The sequence below is a fragment of the Azohydromonas lata NBRC 102462 genome (genome assembly GCF_001571085.1).
Lineage (GTDB): Bacteria > Pseudomonadota > Gammaproteobacteria > Burkholderiales > Burkholderiaceae_C > Azohydromonas > Azohydromonas lata.
On the sequence record NZ_BCTC01000053.1, the window covers coordinates 24,023 to 45,209 of the forward strand.

A 21,187-nucleotide genomic window follows, 5' to 3' on the forward strand; every position below is an offset into this window, starting at 1 on the left:
TCACCTCACCGCATCCCAAACCAGCTTCACCCCCGTGAGCAGCATCCCCAGCGAGAACAGCCCATAGAACACCCGCTGCGAGATGCGCCGCACCACGTGCACGCCCACCCACACGCCCACGGGCGCCAGCGGCATGAGCACCAGCGAGGTGGCGAGGTTGCGCAGGTCGATCAGCCCAAGCCAGGCATACGGAATCCACTTGGACGTGTTCACCGCCGTGAAGAACACCGCCGTCGTGGCCGTGAACTGCACGGGCGTGAGGCGCAGCGGCAGCAGGTAGAACGCGGCCGGCGGCCCGCCGGCGTGCGCCACGAAGCTGGTGAAGCCGGAGGTCACGCCGAGCGCGAAGCCCAGCCAGCGCGGCGGCGGCGGTGCGTCCGCGCGCGGCGGGAAGAACCAGCGTATGGCCAGGAAGGCCAGCGTGATGCCGCCCACCATGCCCGCCACCACCTTGGCCGAGAGCAGGTTGAACAGCAGCGTGCCCAGCACGGTGCCCAGGAGGCCCGCGGGCAGCAGCAGCCGGATGAGCTTGCGGTCGAACTCGCGCAGGAAGACGGCCAGGCCCAGCGCGTCCATCACCGCCAGCAGCGGCAGCATGATGGCCGCGGCCTGCGGCACGGGCACGGCCAGCGCCATCAGCGGCACGGCCAGGGCGCCGAAGCCCGCGCCGAAGCCGCTCTTGGCCAGCCCCATGAGCACCACGGCGGGAATGGCCACGGCGTAGAAGCCGGGGTCGCTGATCACCGAAGGCAGCATGGCGTGGCAAAAGCAGGGGCAACGCCGCGGCGACAATGCGCGCCGCTGCGGGGAGGTAGGCAGGGCATGGGGAGACTTCCGGATTTGTGGGGCGCATTGTCCACGGCGCAACTGGCCATCGAAGTCGTGGCCACGCTGTCCTTCGCGCTGTCGGGCATGGTGGAAGCCGCGCGCAAGCGGCTCGATGCCGTGGGCGTGTGCGTGGTGGCCGGCCTCACCGCGTTTGGCGGCGGCACGCTGCGCGACGTGCTGCTGGACCGCCGGCCCTTCTTCTGGGTGCAGCACGCCGGCTGGGTGTGGGCACTGCTTGGGCTGGCCATGGTCGCCATGCTGTTCATGCGCTCGCGCCACCTGCAGCCCACCGAGCGCGCCATGCTCTGGCCGGACGCGCTGGGCCTGGGCCTGTACGCGGCCAGCGGCACGCAGATCGCGCTGCAGGCGCAGATGCCGCCGCTCATCGCCGTGCTCATGGGCGTGGTGTCGGCCTCCTTCGGCGGCGTGCTGCGCGACATCGTGTGCAACCAGATCCCGTCGGCCTTCAGCGACCACCGCCCCTACGCGGCACTGGCCTTTGCCGGCGGCTGGACGGTGGTGGGCGTGCAGACGCTGGGCGGGTCGGACGAGGCCGCCCTGGCCGTGGGCGCGCTGGTGGCCAGCAGCCTGCGCCTCATCACCCTGGGGCTGGACTGGCGCGTGCCGGCCTGGCGCATCGACGACGACCAGCGGCACTGAGCCCCACGCGGGGCCGGGGCAAGGCGGACGGCGACAATTGCGGGATGTTCCAACCTTCCCAACACGACGTACGCCACTTCTTCTGCGAGGTCTGGCGCAAGCACCGCGAGGGCGGCGTGCTCACGCCCATGGAGGCCGTGGCCGCGCCCTGGGTGGCCGAGCACCCCGAGTACCACGACGAGCTCGCCGACCTTCAGGCCGCGCTGGCGGCGGACTACAAGGTGGAGAACGGGCGGGTAAACCCCTTCCTGCACCTGTCCATGCACCTGTCCATCACGGAGCAGGTGTCCATAGACCAGCCCCGCGGCATCAAGCAGGCGTTCGAGCTGCTGGCGGCCAAGCTGGGCTCGGCCCACGACGCACAGCACGAAGTCATGGAATGCCTGGGCGAGATGATCTGGGCCTCGCAGCGCTCCGGCCTGCCCCCGGACGGCCAGGCCTATTTGGAATGCGTGCGCAAAAGGGCGACCACACGGTAAACAAAATATCCCCGCCCCGGCAAACGGAAAGGCGAATTGCCAAAATATTGGGCAATTCGCCTTTTTGCATCCCAATCAATTCAAAACAAGCACAAAATAAAAATCAAAATCAAACCTGCAAATCAAATTCAACAGTCAAATTCAGCCGTCAAATTCACTGAGAATACACCCCAAAGGCATCAGTCCATGGGTGGCCACACTTCCGCGACCAGCCGCGAATCGCCGGGGCTCCAGCAGCGGCCGGGCAAAAAGGAGTTGCCGATCTGGTCCAGGTGGTCTTCGACGTAGTACATATTCACGTCCAGGGCCGCATGCTCCTGGACAGCGAAAAACCTGATGCTGGCCGGGTCGAGGTGGAAACTCCACTCCGGGTTGTAGGGCATGGACTGGGGAATGACGCGCCCTGCCACGTGAATCCTGATTTTTTCCTGACCCGCCAATATCCGGCGCGCGTCGTCTATCTTCAGCGGATCGTTCAGTTCGAACACGAAACCACGCTCATGCAAATCCGCGTCACTGCCGTCCGCGTTGATGAATCTGAACCAGGCAGCACCCATTTTCCTCTCCTGAAAAGCCCGCCTTTGGCGAGCGGAAGCAGTAGCCCAAGCGGCTGCAATGCGCACTCGAAAAAAACCTGGGTACGACAATCAATTTTCAGCAGATTTCCAAAACAGCCGGAATTCTTGAATCGACGCCAGGGACTGGCGAAATCATCGGTGCGCGCCTCCAAGCAAACTCGTCAATAACCGTTTGAGTGGTGCCAAAAAGTTAAATTCACCGAGTGAATCTCTTTATGCGCAACAAAATCAAAGCGCAATTTCGCAAAAAAGAAGAAAACAAACGAAGAGAAGCGCCAGGCTCCTGAACCTTGGGGGAGTTCACCCTGACAAGGCAAGGCATTTGGCCGGCCGGCTTATTCAGCGGTCGACCATGCACTGTTTTTCATGAGCCCCCGCGCTGCGGCAGCATTTCGCGGAGCGTTCAGTCGCGCTCTATGCGTGCGTAGGCCGAATGGTTGTGAATGCTTTCGAAATTCTCGACGTCCACCGAATAGCGGCCCAGGCGCGGGTCGGCATTCAGGCGCAGCGCGACTTCGCGCACCAGGTCTTCGACGAAGCGCGGGTTTTCGTAGGCACGCTCCGTGATCCACTTTTCGTCGCTGCGCTTGAGCAGCGGCCAGATTTCGCTGGAGGCGCTTTCCTCGGCGAATCGCACCAGCTCATGCCATTGCACGGGCTGCAGCAGCTCGGCGCGGATGGTCACCAGCGAGCGCTGGTTGTGCGCGCCGTAATCCGAGATTTCCTTGCTGCAGGGGCAAAGGCTTTTCACCGGCACGCCGACCTCGGCCCACACCGCGGTGGCGCCGGCACGGGTTTCGGCGATCCAGCGGCCCTGGTAATCCAGCAGGCTGCAAACGCCCGATACCGGCGCGCGCTTCTTGAGGAAAAAAGAGAAGCGGGCTTCGATGCGGCCCTCGGTGGCGTGAAGGCGCTCCAGCATGGCGGCCAGTTGGGCGCGCAGCAGCGGCGCGTCCAGCGGCTGCTGCGCGGCGTCCAGCTCGTTGAGCCAGGCCACGAAGCGCGACATGTGCGTGCCCTTCTGGTCGGCGGGCAGCTTCACGTCCAGGTCCCACAGCGCCGCCACGGGCAGCGGCGCGCCGGCCACGCGCAGCAGCAGCGGGTAGCGCACGTCCTTCACGCCCACCCGGTGTATCGCCAGGCGGCGCTCGTCGCGTTCGCTCTGGGTATCGGGAATGTGCAGCGCGTGGGAAGGATGGGTCATGGCGGGTTTGTTTTTGGCGGCTGTGCCGCCCTGGCCGGCGGCGGCGCACGGCGAAAGCTTGTCATCAAAAGCGGGCGCGACGCCGCGGCGGGCCCGCCGGCATGCTGCATTGCAGCAACAAATACCGGTTTGGGCCGGGCCGCGGGCCGCGGCGCCCGCGGCCGGCGTTCAGCCGTTGGCGGCGGCCGGCGGGATGACCAGCGCCGGCTTGTGGCCGAAGCGCTTGAGCACCGATTGTTCGATGCCGGCGGCATCCAGCCCCTGCATGGCCAGCAGTTTGGCCGGGTCGCCGTGCTCGATGAACTCGTCGGCCAGGCCCAGCGTGAGCACCGGCGTGTCCAGGCCGGCGGCCTGCAGCGCTTCCAGCACCGCGGAACCCGCGCCGCCCATCACGCAGCCCTCCTCCACCGTCACGATGGCCTCGTGCGTGCGCGCCAGCTCCTTCACCAGGGCCGTGTCCAGCGGCTTGACGAAGCGCATGTTGGCCACCGTGGCGTCGAGCTTGTCCGCCGCTTCCAGGGCGGGGTACAGCAGCGTGCCGAAGGCCAGGATGGCGATGCGCTGGCCGCGCCGGCGCACCTCGCCCTTGCCCCAGGGCCACTGCACGAAGCCGGGCTGCACGGCGCGGCCCACGCCCGCGCCGCGCGGGTAGCGCACGGCCACGGGGTGCTGCTGCGCGTAGGCGGTGGACAGCGCGGTGCGGCACTCGTCCTCGTCCGCCGGGGCGAGCAGGCTGACGTTGGGCACGCAGCGCAGGTAGGCGATGTCGTAGGCGCCGGCGTGCGTGGCGCCGTCGGCGCCCACCAGGCCGGCGCGGTCCAGCGCGAAGACCACGGGCAGGTTCTGCAGCGCCACGTCGTGGATGAGCTGGTCGTAGGCGCGCTGCAGGAAGGTGGAATAGATGGCCACCACCGGCTTGAGCCCTTCGCAGGCCAGGCCCGCGGCGAAGGTGACGGCGTGCTGCTCGGCGATGCCCACGTCGAAGTAGCGGCCCGGGAAGCGCTGGTGGAACTCCACCATGCCGGAGCCCTCGCGCATGGCCGGGGTGATGCCCACGAGCTTGGTGTCGGCCTCGGCCATGTCGCACAGCCACTGGCCGAAGACCTGGGTGAAGGTGGGCTTCGGGGGCGTGGCCGGCTTGACCAGGCCCAGCGCCGGGTCGAACTTGCCGGGGCCGTGGTAGGCGATGGGGTCGGCCTCGGCGAGCTTGTAGCCGTAGCCCTTCTTGGTGACCACGTGCAGGAACTGCGGGCCCTTCTTGTGGCGCAGGTTCTCCAGCGTGGGGATGAGGGCGTCGAGGTCGTGGCCGTCGATGGGGCCGACGTAGTTGAAGCCGAACTCCTCGAAGATGGTGCCGGGGATGACCATGCCCTTGGCGTGCTCCTCGAAGCGGCGCGCCAGCTCCAGCAGCGGCGGCGCGTTCTTGAGCACGCTCTTGGCGCCCTCGCGCGCGGCGGCGTAGAACTTGCCGCTCATGAGCCGCGCCAGGTACTTGTTGAGCGCGCCCACGGGCGGGCTGATGGACATGTCGTTGTCGTTGAGCACCACCAGCATGTTGGCCGGCAGCCCCGCGTGCGGCACGCCGGCGTTGTTCAGGGCCTCGAAGGCCATGCCGGCGGTCATGGCGCCGTCGCCGATGATGGCCACGGCGTGGCGGTTCTCGCCCTTGAGCTGCGCCGCCAGCGCCATGCCCAGCGCGGCGGAGATGGACGTGGAGCTGTGCGCGGTGCCGAAGGTGTCGTAGTCGCTCTCGTCGCGGCGCGGGAAGCCGCTGACGCCACCCAACTGGCGCAGCGTGTTCATGCGCTCGCGCCGTCCGGTGAGGATCTTGTGCGGGTAGGTCTGGTGGCCCACGTCCCACACCAGGCGATCGTGCGGCGTGTCGAACACGGCGTGCAGCGCGATGGTCAGCTCCACCGTGCCCAGGTTGCTGGAGAGGTGGCCGCCGGTGCGGCTGACGCTGTGCAGCAAGAAGTCGCGCAGCTCGTGCGCCAGCAGCTTGAGCTCGGCGCGCGAGAGCCGGCGCAGGTCAGCCGGGCCGTGGATCGTTTCGAGCAAGGGATGAGCGTTCATCGGTGCGGTGGTGCGGCGCGCGGCGCCGGTAAATCAGCTGTCGCGGTCCACGACCTTGTCAGCCAGGGCCGCGAGGCGGGCGGTGCCGGGAAGGCCGCAGCGGTGCAGCGCCGCGTGGGCCTGGTCGCGCAGCTCGACGGCGTGACGGCGTGCGGCCTCCAGGCCCAGCACCGAGACGTAGGTCGGCTTGTTGTCGTTGAGATCCTTGCCGGCGGTCTTGCCCAGGGTATGCGATTCCTGGGTGACGTCCAGGATGTCGTCCACGACCTGGAAGGCCAGGCCCAGCGCGGCGCCGTAGTCGGACAGCCCCTGCAGCGCGGTGGCATCGAGCTGCCCGCAGGCCGCGCCCATGAGCACGCTGCCCTGCAGCAGCGCGCCGGTCTTGCGGCGGTGCATGTCACGCAGCGCGGCCTCGTCCAGCGGGCGGCCGACACTGGCCAGGTCTATGGCCTGGCCGCCGGCCATGCCGGCGTGGCCCGCGGCGCGCGCCAGCAGCGCGCACAGCCGGGCCTGCAGCGCGGGGGCGATGCTGTCGTCCTGCGGCGTGAGCACCTCGAAGGCCAAGGCCTGCATGGCGTCGCCGGCGAGCATGGCCTGCGCTTGGCCGTAGCGCACGTGCACGGTGGGCTTGCCGCGGCGCAGCACGTCGTTGTCCATGCAGGGCAGGTCGTCGTGCACCAGGGAATAGGCGTGGATGAGCTCCACGGCGGCCGCCGCGCGCAGCGCCGCGGGGCGCTGGCCGCCCACGGCCTCGCAGGCGGCCATCACCAGCAGCGGGCGCAGCCGCTTGCCGCCGTCGAGCACGCCGTAGCGCATGGCCTCGCCCAGGCCCGCGGGCGCGTCGGCGGGCACCCATTGCTGCAGCGCGCACTCGACCTCGTCGAGCACGGCCTGCATCCAGGCTTCCAGAGTCATGTCGTTCATGCGCCCGTCCAGGGCTTGAGCTGGCCGTCTTCGAGCAGCTTCACCTGCTCCTCCACCGCCTGCAGGCGGCCACGGCACAGCGTGAGCAGCTCCGCGCCGCGCTTGTAGCTGTCCAGCAGCCGGTCCAGCGGCAACTGGCCGTCCTCCATCGCCTGCACCAGGCGCTCCAGCTCGGCCAGCGCGTCTTCGTAGCTGGCGGGCTCGGTCAATTTTTTGTCGGTGGCGGGCGAACGCGGCATTTCGTGAGGCGAAAAAAGCGAGGGGGGATTGTAGTCAGCCCGCCTTTCCGCACCCTGGCGCGCGGCTGCTGTCCATGGAACGCGTGCGCGGCGCAACCCACCACACCCTACAAATCAACACGTGCGGCCCGATTTCGTGAAGGACTTTGCACCCCCCACCGGCGCCCCTCCCCCCCCTGGCTACAATCCGCCCCCTGCCTTCCGCCCGGAAGGCATATTTCCATCCCACCCTCAAGTCTTGTGGTGGGCGGGTTGACATTGGTTTTTGGAGATCCTGGGGATCATGTCCGACCTGAGCATCAGCCTTGAAGCTCTTGAGCGCAGCCGCTCGCAACTGTCAGTTTCCACCTATTTTGATGAGGCGTTGTTCCGCAATGAACAGCGACTGATCTTCCAGCCTGGCCCGCGCTACCTCGGGCACGAGTTGGCCGTGCCTGAGGTGGGCGACTACTACGCGCTGCCGCATGAAGGCGAAGGCCGGGCCCTGGTGCGCACGCCCAAGGGGCTGGAGCTGATCTCCAACGTCTGCCGCCATCGCCAGGCCGTGATGCTGCGCGGCCGCGGCAACACCAAGCAAAACGTGGTGTGTCCGCTGCACCGCTGGACCTACGACCTGCACGGCCAACTGCTGGGCGCGCCGCACTTCGCGCACGACCCCTGCCTGAACCTCAACAACTACAAGGTCCGCACCTGGAACGGCCTGGTGTTCGAGGACAACGGCCGCGACATCGCCGCGGACCTCGCCGGCATGGGCCCGCGCGCCTCGCTGGACTTCAAGGGCTACGTGCTCGACAAGGTCCAGGTGCACGAGTGCAACTACAACTGGAAGACCTTCATCGAGGTCTACCTGGAGGACTACCACGTCGGCCCCTTCCACCCGGGCCTGAGCGGCTTCGTCACCTGTGACGACCTGCGCTGGGAGTTCGCCAAGGAGTACTCGGTGCAGACCGTGGGCGTCAACAACGCCTTCAGGCCGGGCTCGGACGTCTACAAGCTCTGGCACGAGGCCGTGCTCAAGTACGGCGAGGGCAAGCGGCCCATGCAGGGCGCCATCTGGCTGACCTACTACCCGAACATCATGGTCGAGTGGTATCCCAACGTGCTGGTGGTCTCCACGCTGTTCCCGACCAGCCTGGGCAAGACGACCAACCTCGTCGAGTTCTACTACCCCGAGGAAATCGCCGCCTTCGAGCGCGAGTTCGTCGAGGCCCAGCAGGCCGCCTACATGGAAACCTGCATCGAGGACGACGAGATCGGCGAGCGCATGGACGCCGGCCGCCTGGCCCTGCTCAAGCGCGGCGAGGACGAGGTCGGCCCCTACCAGAGCCCCATGGAAGACGGCATGCAGCACTTCCACGAGTGGTACCGCCGCGTCATGGGCGACGCGCTCACCGGGCCGCGGTGACGCGCAGGCGGCCGGCTCACGCTCGCGGCGGGCCGGCAGCCCCTGCGGCGGCCCAGGGCACACGCGAACGCGGCGTGTCCGGCCGCCGTTCCCATTTCAGCGGGCCGCGCGGCCTGCACGGTGCCCCCAGCGCAGACGGAGCCGCCTGATGCCGTGGTGGCCAGGGCGCTGGCTGCTCCTGCTGATGCCGCTGGCCGTGGTGGCGCTGCTGCTGTGGGCGGCGCCGCGCCTGCAGGGCTGGGCGCACTGGCAGGCCATGGAGCAGCGCGTGGCAGCCCTGGTCGGACGCTGCAAGCATCCCCGCGTGGTGGCGGCGGCCATGGACATCTCGGCCTTGGGCTCGTCCACGCTGGTGGGCCTGTTGGGCGTGGTGGCCGTGCCCGCGCTGTGGGCCGCCGGCGGCACCGACGCCGCGCTGGCCCTGGCGCTGGCCACGGCGCTGCCCGGTCCGCTTGGGCGCTGGCTCAAGCATCGCACGCAACTGGTGCGGCCCGCCGGCTCGCGCAGCATCACTTTTGGGAGCTCCTTCCCCAGCAACCACACGCTCATGGCCAGCGCGTGGTGGCTCACGGCCGCCGCCCTCACCGCCCCGCTCATGCCCACCGACGCGCTGCGCAACGGCGCCTGGCTCCTGGGCGTGCTGCTGCCGCTGGCCGTGGGCGGCTCGCGCGTGGCGTTGGGCGCGCACCACGTGGCCGACGTGGTGGCGGGGTGGCTCCTGGGTTTTGGGCTGGCGCTGTCCCTGGTCACACCCAGCATGTGAAGGTGTGGCACGCCGGTTGCCTTGAGCTGACAATCCCCATTAGGGAGGTACTTATCTCATGCAGGCGTTGTGGAACACGGTGCGCGACGATCACCAGACGATTCGCATCTACCTTGAAAAGATCGATGGCCTCAGGCGCGAGCGCCCGCAACTGCGTTGCGCCGCGCTGCGCGAGCTGCTGGCCTTCGTGGCCGCGCGCGACGCGGCCCTGGCCGAAGTGCTGCCTCTGGCCGGCGCCCCTGAACATGCCGCGCAGGCGCTGCAGGCGCGCCGGCGGGCCTGCCGCCACGCCCTCTTCCAGGGCCTGCGCATGGAGCCCGACAGCACGGCGTGGTGGGGGTTCTTCGCCGACGGGCGCAGGCGGCTGATGGCCGGCATGCGCTGGGAGGAGATGCTGCTGCGCCGCATGCACCAGCCGCGCGACGAGGAAGCGCTGCTGGACGCCTACGTGGACCGCCGCGAACGGCTGCTGCCCCACGCCCGCGCGCAGCTCGACCGGCTGCAGGCCCGCCCCGAGCACGAAGAGCTGCCCCTGCGCGCCGCCGCCTGACGCGCCGGCCGCACCCCCGACGCCCGCTTTCTCCGTTTTCCCGTTTCCTTGACTCGCGGCCGCCTCCCGGGCGGCCGTTGTTTTTGGCGGGCGTCCGACAATCGCGGGATGCCCGCTCCGCTGCTGATCCTCTGCGCCTCCCTTTGCTTCGCCACCATGGGCCTGTGCATCAAGCTGGCTTCGGCGCAGTACGCCACGGCGGAAATCGTCTTTTATCGGGGGCTCGTCGGCGCGGTGGCCATCGCCGTGATGGCGCCTTTGCGCGGCGGCACGCTGAGGACGCGGCTGCTGGCCCAGCACGGCAAGCGCAGCCTCACCGGCGTGTGCGCGCTGTCGCTGTGGTTCCACGCCCTGGCCGGGCTGCCGCTGGCCACGGCCATGACGCTGAACTACATGTCCTCGGTGTGGATGGCGGCCTTCCTGGTGCTGGGCGTGCTGCTGCCGGGCGCCAAGGGGCGCGTGGACGCCCGGCTGGTGGCGGCCGTGCTGGCCGGCTTTGCCGGCGTGGTGCTCGTCCTGCAGCCCACCATCACGCGCGAGCAGCTCGGCTACGGGCTGGCCGGGCTGGTGTCGGGCGTGCTGGCCGCCTCGGCCTACCTGCAGGTGCAGGCGCTGGGCCGCGCCGGGGAGCCGGAGTACCGCGTGGTCTTCTATTTCTCCTTGGGCGGCATGGCCGCGGGCGCGCTGGGCATGGCCTTCACGGGCCTGCACGCCCATGACGCACGCGGCCTCGTGCTGCTGCTGGCCACGGGCACGCTGGCCACGCTGGGCCAGATGCTCATGACCCGCGCCTACGCCATCGGCCGCACGCTGAGCAACGCCAGCCTGCAATACAGCGGCATCGTGTTCTCGGTGGTGCTGGGCACGCTGGTGTTCGGCGATCCGCTCACGCTCACCGCGCTGGCGGGCATCGCCCTCATCGTCGCCGCCGGGCTGGCCGCCACCTGGCTGCGCAGCCGGGGCGCCGTCGCCGGCTGAAGCGCAGCGCGCTTTGCGGCGCCGGCCGCCTAAATTCCATTCCCGTTGGAACAAGCGGGGCGCGGCCTCTTCCAACACCCCAAGCGGCACAACCCTCCCGGCCGCGGCCGGCGCGCAAAGCCCCGCCCGCGCCGCACACAATGCCGGCTTCCCGTGGACGAAGACGCCCGAACATGCCCTACCGCACCCTGATCACCGTGGCCGAGCTGCAGGCGCTGCAGCGCGAGGGCCAGCCCCTGCTGCTGCTGGACTGCGGCTTCGACCTGGCCGACCCCGCCGCCGGCGAGCGCGCCTACGCCCAGGGCCACCTGCCCGGCGCCCACTACGCGCACCTGGAGCGCGACCTCAGCGCCCCGGCCGTGCGCGACGCCCAAGGCCGCTTCCCCGGCCGCCACCCGCTGCCCTCGCGCGAGGCGCTGGCCGCGCTGCTGGGCCAGCTTGGGCTGAAGCCCGGCGTGCAGGCCGTGGCCTACGACGCGCAGGGCGGCATGTTCGCCGCGCGCGCCTGGTGGCTGCTGCGCTGGCTGGGCCACGAGGCCGTGGCGGTGCTGGACGGCGGCCGCCAGGCCTGGGCCGAGGCCGGCGCCCCGCTGGACAGCGCCGTGCCCGCGCGCGACGCGTCCGCGGCGCCCTACGCGATGGGGCCGGCCACCATGCCCACGCTGCAGGCCGGCGAGCTGCTGGAGAAGCTGGACCGCGTGCGCATCCTGGACGCCCGCGCCCCCGAGCGCTATCGCGGCGACACCGAGCCGCTGGACGCCGTGGCCGGCCACATCCCCGGCGCGCTCAACCGCTTCTTCAAGCTCAACCTGCTCCCGGACGGCCGCTTCAAGAGCGCACAGGCGCTGCGCGAGGAATTCGCCCCGCTGCTGGCCGGCGGCGAGGCGTCCGCCCTGGTGCAGCAGTGCGGCTCCGGCGTGACCGCCTGCCACAACCTGCTGGCGCTGGAGCACGCCGGATGGGCCGGCAGCCCGCTCTACCCCGGTTCCTGGAGCGAGTGGTGCTCCGACCCGGCAAGGCCCGTGGCCAGGGCTTGACCTCCGTCAAGGCAAGGCCCCGCCGCGGCGCGACACTTCTTACACGGCCCTTTCGAACGAGGGCACAGAAAAAGGAGATCGATCTATGTACAAGCGCATCCTGGTTCCCACCGACGGTTCCGAAATCACCGCCAAGGCCGTGCGCCAGGCCATAGAGCTGGCCAAGCTGTGCGGCGCGGAGCTGCTTGCGCTCAGCGCCAAGGAGCCCTTCCCCTACGGCGCCATTTCGGAGATGCAGCCCACGCCGCCGCAGGAGTTCTTCGACGCGCAGGAGCGCATCGCCAGCCAGCGCATCAACAGCGTGCTGGAGGCGGCGCAGTCCGCCGGCGTCGCGTGCAAGGCCCACACCATCGAGGCGCTGCACCCCTGGGAAGCCATTTGCGAGCACGCCAAGGAGCAGGCGTGCGACCTCATCGTCATGGCCTCGCACGGCCGCCGCGGCGTCGCGGCGCTGCTGCTGGGCAGCGAGACGCAGAAGGTGCTCACGCACGCCACCATCCCCGTGCTGGTCGTGCGCTGATACGGACTCACAGGGAGAGCCGCGCGCAGCCGCTGCAGCGCGCGGCGTCAGAGGCTTGGCGCCGGGAGCGTGGATTACCGCGCCCCGGCGTTTTTCTTTGCGCCGTCAACGGCCGCCATGGGCACCGCCGCCGCGCCGGGCGCCTGGACGTCAGTGGTGCAGCATGCGCGTGGCCACCAGCACCACGCCCAGGCCCGTGGCGAGCCAGCCCAGTTGCGCGAGGGTGTCGCGCAGGCTCAAGCGCCGCTGCAGTTGCGGCAGCAGGTCCGCCACCGCGACATAGATGAAGCTGCTGGAGGCCACGACCAGGAGGTAGGGGAACAGCGGCTTCCAGGGCTCCACCACCAGGTAGCCCACCACGCCGCCGACCACGGAGGCCAGGCCCGACATGGCGTTGTAGACCAGGGCGCGCTGCCGGGAGAGGCCGGCGTTGAGCAGCACGATGTAGTCGCCGACCTCCTGCGGTATCTCGTGCAGGATCACCGCCAGCGCCGTGGCGATGCCCAACTGCGTGTCCGACAGGAAGGCCGCGGCGATGATGATGCCGTCGCAGAAGTTGTGGATGCTGTCGCCCAGCAGCACGCTCCAGCCGCCCTTGCCGGCCTGCTCGGCGTCGAAGCCGTGGTGGTGGTGGTGGTGCGGGTCGTCGCCCTCGTGGTGGTGGCCGTGGCGGTAGAGCTCGGCCTTTTCCAGCAGGAAGAAGAACAGCAAGCCGGCCAGCAGCGCCAGGAACAGGCTGTGCGGGTCCGCGTCCCCCTCGAAAGCCTCGGGCAACACGTTGATCAGCGCCGTGCCCAGCAGCACGCCCGCGGACAGGCTCACCAGGCTCTTGACCAGCCGCCCAAGCACGCTGAGCGTGAGCTGCGCAGCGATCAGGACCGACAGCAGACCGCCCAACAGCGTGGCGACAACGATGTACGCAAGCGTCATGGAACAGGGGGCGACCGCGTTCGTCACGCGGTCAACAGTAAGGACGGGCCGCGCCACGGCAGGCGCGGCGGGTGGGGGGCGCGCATCTTAACAATCGCCCGCGGCGGCGACGGCCGGTGCGTCAGCCTGGCGTCAGTGGGCGCGACGCTCCGCCGCCCTCAATGCGCCTCGTCCCAATTGCGCCCAACCCCCACCTCGGCCAGCAGCGGCACTTTCAACTGCGCCACGCCCGCCATGAGCCTGGGCACCTCGGCCTTGACCCAGTCCAGCTCCGCTTCCGGCACCTCGAACACCAGCTCGTCGTGCACCTGCAGGACGATGCGCGTGAGCTTGCCCTGCTCGTCCAGCGCCCGCTGCACGGCCAGCATGGCGAGCTTGATCAGGTCCGCCGCCGTGCCCTGCATGGGCGCGTTGACGGCCTGGCGCTCGGCCTCGGCCCGGCGCGGGCCGTTGCCGCCGCGGATTTCCGGCAGGTACAGCCGGCGGCCGAACACCGTCTCCACGAAGCCGCGCTCGGAGGCCGTGGCGCGCGTCTCGTCCATGTAGCGCTTCACGCCCGGGTAGCGCGCGAAGTAGCGCTCTATGTAGGTGCGCGCGGCCTTGTTCTCTATGCCCAGGCGCCGCGCCAGGCCGTACTCGCTCATGCCGTAGATCAGGCCGAAGTTGATGGTCTTGGCATAGCGGCGCTGCTCGCTGTTGACGTCTGCCGCCGCCACCCCGAACACCTCGGCGGCGGTGGCGCGGTGCACGTCGTCGCCCTCGGTGAAGGCGCGCAGTAAACCTTCGTCGCCGCTGATGTGGGCCATGATGCGCAACTCGATCTGCGAGTAGTCGGCGCTGGCGATCACGCAGCCCTTGGGCGCGATGAAGGCCTCGCGCACCCGGCGCCCTTCCGGCGTGCGGATGGGGATGTTCTGCAGGTTGGGCTCGTTGCTGGACAGGCGCCCCGTTACCGCCACCGCCTGCGCGTAGGTCGTGTGCACGCGGCCCGTCTGCGGGTTGACCATCGCCGGCAGCTTGTCGGTGTAGGTGCTCTTGAGCTTGGCCAGGCCGCGGTGCTCCAGCAGCCGCGCGGGCAGCGGGTGGTCCAGCGCCAGCTTTTCCAGCACTTCCTCGTCGGTGGACGGCGCGCCGCTGGCCGTCTTCTTCACCGGCGCCAGGCCCAGCTTGTTGAACAGGATTTCGCCGAGCTGCTTGGGGCTGCCCAGGTTGAAGGGCTGGCCGGCGAGATCGTGCACCTCCTGCTCCAGCGCCAGCAGCCGCTGGCCCAGGGCGTGGCTTTGCTTGGCAAGCACCTCGCTGTCGATCAGCACCCCCGTGCGCTCCATGCGCGCCAGCAGCGCGGAGATGGGCATCTCGATCTCGCGGTAGACGTGCAGCAGCCCACTGTCGGCCTCCACCCGCGGCCACAGCGCGCGGTGCACCTGCAGGCACAGGTCGGCGTCCTCGCAGGCGTATTCGGAGGCGCGCTCGATGTCCACCTGCGCGAACGGAATCTGCTTGGCGCCCTTGCCGCACAAGTCCTCGTAGCTCAGGCCGCTGCGGTTGAGGTGGCGCTCGGCCAGGCTCTCCAGCGAGTGCGGCTTGTGCGCCTCCAGCACGTAGCTCTCCAGCAGCGTGTCGTGCACGTAGCCGCGCACCGTGATGCCCACGTTCTCGAACACGTGCAGGTCGTACTTGGCGTGCTGGCCCAGCTTGGGCTTCTTGCCGTCCTCCAGCCAGGGGCGCAGTTTTTCGAGCACCACGTCCAGCGGAAGCTGGTCGGGCGCGCCCGCGTAGTCGTGGCGCAGCGGCACGTAGCAGGCCTCGCCCGGCTCCACCGACAGCGACAGGCCCACGATGTTGGCGCGCAGCGCGTCCAGGGAGTCGGTCTCGGTATCCAGCGAGGTCAGCGGCGCGGCGTCGATCTTTTCAATCCACGCCTGCAGCGCTTCCATGGTGAGGACGGTCTCGTAGCGCTTCTCAACCGGGGCGCTGGCCGTTTCCATGAGCGTCACCAGGTCGCCCTGCGCGTCGGCGCGGCCTTCCATGGCAATGGCCTCCTCCAGGTCGCGCTTCCAGGTCTTGAAGCCGTAGCGCGTGTAGAAGGCCAGGAGGTCGTCGCGCTGCACGGGGCGCAGCGCCAGCGCGTCCAGCGAGGGCCAGCCGGGCACGTGGGTGGCGAGGTCGCAGTCGCAGCGCACCGTCACCAGGCGCCGGCCCTGCGGCAGCCACTCCAGCGCCTTGCGCAGGTTCTCGCCGGCCACGCCCTTGATCTTGTCGGCCGCGGCGATCACGCCGTCCAGCGAGCCGTGCTCGGCCAGCCATTTGGCGGCGGTCTTGGGGCCGACTTTCTCGACGCCGGGGATGTTGTCCACCGTGTCGCCCACGAGGGTCAGGTAGTCCACGATGCGGTCCGGCGCCACGCCGAACTTGGCCAGCACGCCGGCCTCGTCCAGCCGCTCGTTGCTCATGGTGTTGATGAGCGAGACCTTGGGCGTGACCAGTTGGGCCAAGTCCTTGTCGCCGGTGGAGACGACCACCTCATGGCCGCTGGCCTCGCCCACGCGGGCCAGGGTGCCGATGACGTCGTCGGCCTCCACGCCGCTGACCTGCAGCACCGGCCAGCCCAGCAGCTTCACCACTTCATGAATAGGCTCGATCTGCTCGGCCAGCGCCTCGGGCATGGGTGCGCGTTGCGCCTTGTAGTCGGGGTACCACTCGTCGCGGAAGGTTGGGCCGGAGGCGTCGAACACGCACACCGCGTGCGCCGCGGGCACCTGCTCGCGCAGGCGCTGCATCATGGCCACCATGCCGTGCAGCGCGCCGGTGGGCACGCCGGCGGGGCCGCGCAGGTCCGGCAGCGCGTGGTAGGCGCGGTAGAGGTAGCTGGAGCCGTCCACCAGCAGCAGGGTCTTGTTCTCGCTCATCCGCTGGATTGTCAATCAGCGCGCGGCCTGTGCCATGCGGCCAGGGCGGGCGCAGGCCGGCTCCTACAATGGCGGCATGAACGCCTTCTTCCGCCCTGCCGCGGTGCTGCTGGCCGCGCTGAGCGCGGCGCTGCCGCTGGCTGCCCAACCCGAAGCGGCGCCCGCCGAGCGCCAACTGCCGCCGGAGCCCAACGTGCAGCACGTGGTCGTCCAGGACGAAGGCGTGCGCGTGGAGGAGCTGCGCGTGCGCGGCCAGACCCAGCGCATCCACGTGCAGCCGCGCAAGGGCGCGGCCTACGAAGTGATTCCCGAAAGCGGCGGGCGCGACCCCAGCGCCGGGCCGAGCAGCAGCCGCGGCGCCGTTGGGCAGCGCGTTTGGAACGTTTTCAATTTCTGATCCATGGCCGTCTTCACCGAGGTGTCGTTCGAGGAGGCCGCGGCCTTCGTTTCCACGCTGGACGTGGGCCAGCTCACCGCGCTGCGCGGCATTGGCGCGGGCATTGAGAACACCAACTACTTCGTCACCACGACCCAGGGCGAATGGGTGCTCACGCTGTTCGAGCGCCTGACCTACGAGCAACTGCCCTTCTACCTGCACCTCATGCGCCACCTGGCGCAGCGCGGCATCCCCGTGCCTGAGCCGCGCTCGGACGACAACGACCAGATCCTGCACCAGCTCAACGGCAAGCCCGCCGCGCTGGTCAACAAGCTCCCCGGCGGCCACCAGCTCGCCCCCGACCTGCACCACTGCGAGCAGGTCGGCGAGATGCTGGCCCGCATGCACCTGGCCGGCGCCGACTTCCCGCTGGCGCAGCCCAACCTGCGCGGCCTGCCCTGGTGGCAGGAGACGGTGCCGGTGGTGCTGCCCTTCCTCACCGACGACCAGAAGGCGCTGATCACCGAGGAGCTGGCTTTCCAGACGGAGCTGGCCGCCTCCGCCGCCCACGCCGGCTTGCCGCGCGGCCCGGTACATGCGGACCTCTTCCGCGACAACGTGATGTTCGAGGGCCTGCCCGGCCGCGAGCGCCTCACCGGCTTCTTCGACTTCTACTTCGCCGGTGTCGACACTTACCTGTTCGACATCGCCGTGTGCCTGAACGACTGGTGCCTGGACCTGGACAGCGGCCGCGGCGTGGACGAGCGTGCGGTGGCGTTCGTGGCCGCCTACGAGCGCGTGCGGCCCCTGAGCGGCACCGAGCGGCGGCTGATGCCCGCCATGCTGCGCGCGGGCGCGCTGCGCTTCTGGGTTTCCCGCCTGTGGGACCTGCACCTGCCGCGCGACGCCAGCATGCTCAAGCCGCACGACCCCACGCATTTCGAGCGCGTGCTGCGTGCACGCATCGCCACTCCGTGGCACCCGCAAGGCCAACGCGACGAATGAGCTCCCTGCCGCTGCCCCCTCCGCCCCTGCTGCTGCAAACCCTGCCGGCGAGGCAAGGCGTGTTGTGGGTGCGGCGCGGCTTTGCGCTGTTCATGCGCAGGCCCATGGGCTTCACGCTGCTGTTCCTGTCCTTCCTGTTCGTGGCGCTGTTCGTGATGTCGCTGCCGGTGGTCGGACCCATCGTGGTGATGATGGCGCTGCCGCTGCTGTCGCTGGCCTTCATGGTGGCCACGCGCGGCGCGTTGGGCGGCAAGCCGGTGCATCCGGGCCAGTACGTGGAGCTGGTCGGCGGCCGGCAGAAGGCACGGCGGCGCGAGCTGATCAAGCTGTGCGTGGTGTACGGCCTGGCCACGGCCTTCATCGCGGCCCTGTGCGACTGGGTGGACGGCGGCAGCTTCGAGCAACTGCACGTGGAAATGATGGTCGAGGGCGGCGAGCCCGGCGTGCTGCTGACGGACGCACGGCTGCAGTTCGGATTGCTGCTGCGCGTGGCGCTGACCACGCTGCTGGCGCTGCCCTTCTGGCACGCGCCCGCGCTGGTGTGGTGGGGGCAGCAGGGAACGGCGCAGTCGCTCTTTTCGAGCTGGATCGCCTGCTGGCGCAACCGCGGCGCGCTGCTGGTCTACGGCCTGGCCTGGGTGGTGCTGGTGGTGGCCTTCACGCTGCTGGTGGGCACCGTGTTCGCGCTGCTGGGGGCGCGGCAGATGGCGGGCATTGCGGCGCTGCCGGCGGGGCTGATGTTCAGCTGCGCCTTCTACGTGTCGCTGTACTTCACCTTCAGCGACAGCTTCGGCTGGACGACGACTGCGGCCAGCACGGACCAGCCTAACGACCAGGCGCCGACGAACGGGGCGGCGTGAACGCCGGCAGCAGCGCTGCAGGCATCAGGGCCGGATAGCGCAGCGGACTGACCGCCTCGGCCTTGCGGGCCTGGCGGTCTTTTTGTTGGGATGCACGACGGCCGCGCGGCGCGGCCTCAGCCGGCAAGCCCAGCGCCAGCCGCGACGCGGCCAGGAAGCTTTCGCTCAGGTAAGCCATGGGAACTGCTCCGGGGGTGAACTGCTGAGTTGGGCGCTGCACGCAAGGTGCAGCAGCGACGGCGGCAGTGTCGGCGCCCGGCATGACGGTCTCATGTCGCGCCCGTGTCGATTTCGTGAAATGGGAGCCACAGGCTGCAACACGGCGGCCGCGACAATTGCGCCCCATGAAATCAAAGTTTTCCCTTTTTGCCGGCCTGCTGGCCGCCTCGCTGCTGTGTTCCGGCTGCGCCGTCGTTTCCGTGGCCGGCGCCGCGGCGGGTGCGGCGATCTCCGTGACCGGGGCCGTGGTGAGCACCGGGGTTTCCGTTACCGGGAAAGTGATTGAGAAGACGGTGGACGTGGTGGCGGGGGGCGACTAAAAGCCTTGATCGCCATCGCCCGCCGTCACGCACGGCCGCGGTAAACCCCTCCCCTGAACCGCCTCCACGCCGCAGCGACGCTCCTTAACAACTTGATCAGCATCAGGCGTGTTTTTCGGTAGATCGGACGGGGCCGAAAAACACGTTTGAAATCAACGGGTTAGAAGTAGAGTATTTCCCGCGCGAGCGGGGATAAACCGCAGAAGGCGTGCAAGCAGCCGCCCCAGCCCGTGTATTTCCCGCGCGAGCGGGGATAAACCGGCGCTCGCGGGTTTCGGCCGTCACCAGCGAATGTATTTCCCGCGCGAGCGGGGATAAACCGCCATGGCCGGCAGCGTCGGCAAGGCCGTCAAGGTATTTCCCGCGCGAGCGGGGATAAACCGCGGCCCAATGGTTCAATGAACTGACTGGAAGTGTATTTCCCGCGCGAGCGGGGATAAACCGTCCACGCCCACGACGTCGGCCACGCGGATCACGTATTTCCCGCGCGAGCGGGGATAAACCGCCGCCGCCCTTGAAGCCGCCAACTCGGCCGGCGTATTTCCCGCGCGAGCGGGGATAAACCGCCGCCTTGACCAGCCGCGGCACGTTCACCAACGTATTTCCCGCGCGAGCGGGGATAAACCGCACGACGCCATCCAGCTGCGCTTTGCGGGCGCGTATTTCCCGCGCGAGCGGGGATAAACCGTTTGCGCGGCAGGACCACGTTCACCCCACGGAGTATTTCCCGCGCGAGCGGGGATAAACCGGCTGCGCCCACGGCCTGGCCGTTGACCTGGTGGTATTTCCCGCGCGAGCGGGGATAAACCGACCATGGGCGGCACCGGGCCCGGCGCGTACTGGTATTTCCCGCGCGAGCGGGGATAAACCGTTCGCGCAGCGAGAACAGGCCCACGGCGACATGTATTTCCCGCGCGAGCGGGGATAAACCGTGGACGAGGACTAAAAGGGAGTCGGCCGTGTCGTATTTCCCGCGCGAGCGGGGATAAACCGGTAAATACGGTTTGGGCAAAATATCCGATTTAGTATTTCCCGCGCGAGCGGGGATAAACCGCCGAACGTCGCCCCCTGGAACAGCGAATTGCCGTATTTCCCGCGCGAGCGGGGATAAACCGGACCGGGACACGTAGATCACTGATCCGTGCCTGTATTTCCCGCGCGAGCGGGGATAAAACGGACACGTGGGAAGGGCTGTTCCTCACGGTCTCGTATTTCCCGCGCGAGCGGGGATAAACCGCGTCAAACCAGGAGAAAGCAAATGGCTAAGTCGTATTTCCCGCGCGAGCGGGGATAAACCGAACGGCTTCGTGAATGTGGCCGACCTTATGGCGTATTTCCCGCGCGAGCGGGGATAAACCGTTGGCCGCGGCCATCGGCGTGGATCTGTCGCAGTATTTCCCGCGCGAGCGGGGATAAACCGATCCAGGAGCAGATGCCTCGCGGTATGAAGCGGTATTTCCCGCGCGAGCGGGGATAAACCGGGCTCCTTGGCGATTCGCTCCACCTGGTGGAAGTATTTCCCGCGCGAGCGGGGATAAACCGAACGGTCAGTCCCACCTCGTTTCCTGACCACCTGTATTTCCCGCGCGAGCGGGGATAAACCGGCCAGCCGCCGTGCGGCTTTGTCGCGGGCGAACGTATTTCCCGCGCGAGCGGGGATAAACCGACTTGGTCCGTGCGGGGCGCGGCCGGCGAATCGTATTTCCCGCGCGAGCGGGGATAAACCGGGAATCCACTTCAATGACGGCGGTGGGGATTCGTATTTCCCGCGCGAGCGGGGATAAACCGTGATGCCACAGGCCGTTGCCGCCCCACTCGCGGTATTTCCCGCGCGAGCGGGGATAAACCGTCTCCGAGCATGTCTCCACCGGCGCGCCGGACGTATTTCCCGCGCGAGCGGGGATAAACCGCAGTTCCAGCGGTTCGACTTCTGCTGGTAGAAGTATTTCCCGCGCGAGCGGGGATAAACCGACGCCAGTGTTCGTAGTGGAAAATCTCACTGCGCATTTCCCGTGCGAGCGGGGACAAACTGCGCCAGCGGATGGAGTCAGGATCCACGAACGCTGCAAGGCCGCCCGAAAAAACCTTTTGGTGTCAGCTGCAGCCAGTGAGTTGCGCTGACTACTTTTTCATCCCCGGGCAGGCCAGTGCTGTCCGGGAAAAGTGGACAAGCGCCAGCCGGAGACAGACGCGCAGCGCCCCCGGAAGTCGTCATTCCCGCGAAGGCGGGAATCCAGGCGGCCCCCAAGCTGGCCGTCAGCCCACGGGGCAGCGTCAGAAGGTCCAAAACCGCGTTTTTCTGCCCTTCGCTCTGGCGTGGGGCCGCCTGG

The 21,187-nt window shown here is 68.8% G+C and carries 21 protein-coding genes and 1 CRISPR repeat array; of the genes, 12 read left to right on the forward strand and 9 right to left on the reverse strand.

Annotated features, from left to right (window positions below):
* Positions 1-756 (reverse strand): sulfite exporter TauE/SafE family protein, encoded by a 756-nt coding sequence (locus ALA01S_RS18185; RefSeq protein ID WP_066339147.1) that lies wholly within the window; start codon positions 754-756, stop codon positions 1-3.
* A 66-nt stretch (positions 757-822) separates the two neighbouring features.
* Here ALA01S_RS18185 and ALA01S_RS18190 point away from each other — a divergent pair, with 66 nt between their 5' ends.
* Positions 823-1,488: a trimeric intracellular cation channel family protein gene (locus ALA01S_RS18190; protein WP_066339151.1), complete on the forward strand. Its 666-nt coding sequence runs from the start codon at positions 823-825 to the stop codon at positions 1,486-1,488.
* A 44-nt stretch (positions 1,489-1,532) separates the two neighbouring features.
* Positions 1,533-1,967, forward strand: a complete 435-nt coding sequence (locus ALA01S_RS18195; RefSeq protein WP_066339153.1) for a DUF1841 family protein — start codon at positions 1,533-1,535, stop codon at positions 1,965-1,967.
* Positions 1,968-2,146: 179 nt separating this feature from the next.
* On the opposite strand, the gene ALA01S_RS18200 is transcribed toward ALA01S_RS18195, so the two are convergent.
* The 5 genes from ALA01S_RS18200 to xseB all read right to left on the reverse strand — a co-directional run bounded on the left by ALA01S_RS18200 (position 2,147) and on the right by xseB (position 6,985).
* Positions 2,147-2,524 carry a BP74-related protein gene (locus ALA01S_RS18200; RefSeq protein WP_218011492.1) on the reverse strand — a complete coding sequence of 126 codons (378 nt, stop codon included), beginning with the start codon at positions 2,522-2,524 and terminating at the stop codon, positions 2,147-2,149.
* 424 nt (positions 2,525-2,948) lie between these two features.
* Positions 2,949-3,749, reverse strand: a complete 801-nt coding sequence (gene folE2 / locus ALA01S_RS18205) for a GTP cyclohydrolase FolE2 (RefSeq protein WP_066339156.1) — start codon at positions 3,747-3,749, stop codon at positions 2,949-2,951.
* Between the two features lie 168 nt (positions 3,750-3,917).
* Entirely contained in the window at positions 3,918-5,822 is a 1,905-nt protein-coding gene (dxs, locus tag ALA01S_RS18210) for a 1-deoxy-D-xylulose-5-phosphate synthase (protein WP_066339159.1), read from the reverse strand.
* Positions 5,823-5,855: 33 nt separating this feature from the next.
* Positions 5,856-6,746 carry a polyprenyl synthetase family protein gene (locus tag ALA01S_RS18215; RefSeq protein WP_066339160.1) on the reverse strand — a complete coding sequence of 297 codons (891 nt, stop codon included), beginning with the start codon at positions 6,744-6,746 and terminating at the stop codon, positions 5,856-5,858.
* Complete coding sequence (gene xseB, locus ALA01S_RS18220) at positions 6,743-6,985, reverse strand: exodeoxyribonuclease VII small subunit (RefSeq protein ID WP_066339163.1); 243 nt, start codon at positions 6,983-6,985, stop codon at positions 6,743-6,745. Before xseB ends, ALA01S_RS18215 begins: the two co-directional genes overlap by 4 nt.
* Before the next feature lie 283 nt (positions 6,986-7,268).
* On the opposite strand from xseB, the gene ALA01S_RS18225 reads away from it, so the two are divergent.
* The 6 genes from ALA01S_RS18225 (at position 7,269) to ALA01S_RS18250 (ending at position 12,238) form a co-directional block, all read left to right on the forward strand.
* Positions 7,269-8,390 (forward strand): aromatic ring-hydroxylating oxygenase subunit alpha, encoded by a 1,122-nt coding sequence (locus ALA01S_RS18225; RefSeq protein ID WP_066339204.1) that lies wholly within the window; start codon positions 7,269-7,271, stop codon positions 8,388-8,390.
* A 148-nt stretch (positions 8,391-8,538) separates the two neighbouring features.
* Positions 8,539-9,153, forward strand: a complete 615-nt coding sequence (locus tag ALA01S_RS18230; RefSeq protein WP_066339166.1) for a phosphatase PAP2 family protein — start codon at positions 8,539-8,541, stop codon at positions 9,151-9,153.
* Positions 9,154-9,211: 58 nt separating this feature from the next.
* Positions 9,212-9,703, forward strand: a complete 492-nt coding sequence (locus ALA01S_RS18235; RefSeq protein WP_066339169.1) for a hypothetical protein — start codon at positions 9,212-9,214, stop codon at positions 9,701-9,703.
* 108 nt (positions 9,704-9,811) lie between these two features.
* The gene (locus ALA01S_RS18240; protein ID WP_066339172.1) at positions 9,812-10,681 is read left to right on the forward strand and encodes a DMT family transporter; all 870 of its coding nucleotides are present in this window, start codon (positions 9,812-9,814) and stop codon (positions 10,679-10,681) included.
* A 173-nt stretch (positions 10,682-10,854) separates the two neighbouring features.
* On the forward strand, positions 10,855-11,718 hold the full coding sequence (locus ALA01S_RS18245) for a sulfurtransferase (protein ID WP_066339174.1): 864 nt from the start codon (positions 10,855-10,857) through the stop codon (positions 11,716-11,718).
* A gap of 85 nt (positions 11,719-11,803) precedes the next feature.
* On the forward strand, positions 11,804-12,238 hold the full coding sequence (locus tag ALA01S_RS18250) for a universal stress protein (RefSeq protein WP_066339177.1): 435 nt from the start codon (positions 11,804-11,806) through the stop codon (positions 12,236-12,238).
* A gap of 150 nt (positions 12,239-12,388) precedes the next feature.
* Here ALA01S_RS18250 and ALA01S_RS18255 read toward each other — a convergent pair whose 3' ends face one another.
* Positions 12,389-13,168: a ZIP family metal transporter gene (locus ALA01S_RS18255; protein ID WP_066339179.1), complete on the reverse strand. Its 780-nt coding sequence runs from the start codon at positions 13,166-13,168 to the stop codon at positions 12,389-12,391.
* Positions 13,169-13,326: 158 nt separating this feature from the next.
* Entirely contained in the window at positions 13,327-16,077 is a 2,751-nt protein-coding gene (gene polA, locus ALA01S_RS18260) for a DNA polymerase I (RefSeq protein ID WP_066339181.1), read from the reverse strand.
* Positions 16,078-16,153: 76 nt separating this feature from the next.
* Between polA and ALA01S_RS18265 the strand changes: the two genes are divergently transcribed.
* Genes ALA01S_RS18265 through ALA01S_RS18275 form a run of 3 tightly spaced genes read left to right on the forward strand, consistent with a single transcriptional unit; the run spans position 16,154 to position 18,318 of the window.
* Positions 16,154-16,474 carry a DUF2782 domain-containing protein gene (locus ALA01S_RS18265; protein ID WP_084267699.1) on the forward strand — a complete coding sequence of 107 codons (321 nt, stop codon included), beginning with the start codon at positions 16,154-16,156 and terminating at the stop codon, positions 16,472-16,474.
* A gap of 3 nt (positions 16,475-16,477) precedes the next feature.
* A complete protein-coding gene (locus tag ALA01S_RS18270; RefSeq protein ID WP_066339185.1) occupies positions 16,478-17,458 on the forward strand; it encodes a homoserine kinase in 981 nt (326 codons plus the stop codon).
* Positions 17,455-18,318: a BPSS1780 family membrane protein gene (locus tag ALA01S_RS18275; RefSeq protein ID WP_157119103.1), complete on the forward strand. Its 864-nt coding sequence runs from the start codon at positions 17,455-17,457 to the stop codon at positions 18,316-18,318. Before ALA01S_RS18270 ends, ALA01S_RS18275 begins: the two co-directional genes overlap by 4 nt.
* Here ALA01S_RS18275 and ALA01S_RS18280 read toward each other — a convergent pair.
* A complete protein-coding gene (locus ALA01S_RS18280) occupies positions 18,284-18,496 on the reverse strand; it encodes a hypothetical protein (RefSeq protein WP_066339187.1) in 213 nt (70 codons plus the stop codon). The two genes, ALA01S_RS18275 and ALA01S_RS18280, sit on opposite strands and share 35 nt — an antisense overlap.
* A 166-nt stretch (positions 18,497-18,662) precedes the next feature.
* Here ALA01S_RS18280 and ALA01S_RS18285 point away from each other — a divergent pair, with 166 nt between their 5' ends.
* Positions 18,663-18,857, forward strand: a complete 195-nt coding sequence (locus ALA01S_RS18285; RefSeq protein ID WP_066339188.1) for a hypothetical protein — start codon at positions 18,663-18,665, stop codon at positions 18,855-18,857.
* 171 nt (positions 18,858-19,028) lie between these two features.
* Positions 19,029-20,889: direct repeats of the CRISPR family, unit length 29 nt; unit sequence GTATTTCCCGCGCGAGCGGGGATAAACCG.
* The last annotated feature ends 298 nt before the right edge of the window (positions 20,890-21,187 follow it).

Bases quoted from the DNA above. Each gene is read 5' to 3' on its own strand.
- ALA01S_RS18230 (WP_066339166.1), top strand. From the start codon at position 8,539: ATGCCGTGGTGGCCAGGGCGCTGGCTGCTCCTGCTGATGCCGCTGGCC.
- ALA01S_RS18195 (WP_066339153.1), top strand. From the start codon at position 1,533: ATGTTCCAACCTTCCCAACACGACGTACGCCACTTCTTCTGCGAGGTC.
- ALA01S_RS18215 (WP_066339160.1), bottom strand. From the start codon at position 6,746: ATGAACGACATGACTCTGGAAGCCTGGATGCAGGCCGTGCTCGACGAG.
- ALA01S_RS18225 (WP_066339204.1), top strand. From the start codon at position 7,269: ATGTCCGACCTGAGCATCAGCCTTGAAGCTCTTGAGCGCAGCCGCTCG.
- ALA01S_RS18275 (WP_157119103.1), top strand. From the start codon at position 17,455: ATGAGCTCCCTGCCGCTGCCCCCTCCGCCCCTGCTGCTGCAAACCCTG.
- folE2 (WP_066339156.1), bottom strand. From the start codon at position 3,749: ATGACCCATCCTTCCCACGCGCTGCACATTCCCGATACCCAGAGCGAA.
- ALA01S_RS18270 (WP_066339185.1), top strand. From the start codon at position 16,478: ATGGCCGTCTTCACCGAGGTGTCGTTCGAGGAGGCCGCGGCCTTCGTT.
- ALA01S_RS18240 (WP_066339172.1), top strand. From the start codon at position 9,812: ATGCCCGCTCCGCTGCTGATCCTCTGCGCCTCCCTTTGCTTCGCCACC.
- ALA01S_RS18265 (WP_084267699.1), top strand. From the start codon at position 16,154: ATGAACGCCTTCTTCCGCCCTGCCGCGGTGCTGCTGGCCGCGCTGAGC.
- ALA01S_RS18285 (WP_066339188.1), top strand. From the start codon at position 18,663: ATGAAATCAAAGTTTTCCCTTTTTGCCGGCCTGCTGGCCGCCTCGCTG.
- ALA01S_RS18235 (WP_066339169.1), top strand. From the start codon at position 9,212: ATGCAGGCGTTGTGGAACACGGTGCGCGACGATCACCAGACGATTCGC.
- ALA01S_RS18185 (WP_066339147.1), bottom strand. From the start codon at position 756: ATGCTGCCTTCGGTGATCAGCGACCCCGGCTTCTACGCCGTGGCCATT.
- polA (WP_066339181.1), bottom strand. From the start codon at position 16,077: ATGAGCGAGAACAAGACCCTGCTGCTGGTGGACGGCTCCAGCTACCTC.
- xseB (WP_066339163.1), bottom strand. From the start codon at position 6,985: ATGCCGCGTTCGCCCGCCACCGACAAAAAATTGACCGAGCCCGCCAGC.
- dxs (WP_066339159.1), bottom strand. From the start codon at position 5,822: ATGAACGCTCATCCCTTGCTCGAAACGATCCACGGCCCGGCTGACCTG.
- ALA01S_RS18280 (WP_066339187.1), bottom strand. From the start codon at position 18,496: ATGGCTTACCTGAGCGAAAGCTTCCTGGCCGCGTCGCGGCTGGCGCTG.
- ALA01S_RS18255 (WP_066339179.1), bottom strand. From the start codon at position 13,168: ATGACGCTTGCGTACATCGTTGTCGCCACGCTGTTGGGCGGTCTGCTG.
- ALA01S_RS18250 (WP_066339177.1), top strand. From the start codon at position 11,804: ATGTACAAGCGCATCCTGGTTCCCACCGACGGTTCCGAAATCACCGCC.
- ALA01S_RS18200 (WP_218011492.1), bottom strand. From the start codon at position 2,524: ATGGGTGCTGCCTGGTTCAGATTCATCAACGCGGACGGCAGTGACGCG.
- ALA01S_RS18245 (WP_066339174.1), top strand. From the start codon at position 10,855: ATGCCCTACCGCACCCTGATCACCGTGGCCGAGCTGCAGGCGCTGCAG.
- ALA01S_RS18190 (WP_066339151.1), top strand. From the start codon at position 823: ATGGGGAGACTTCCGGATTTGTGGGGCGCATTGTCCACGGCGCAACTG.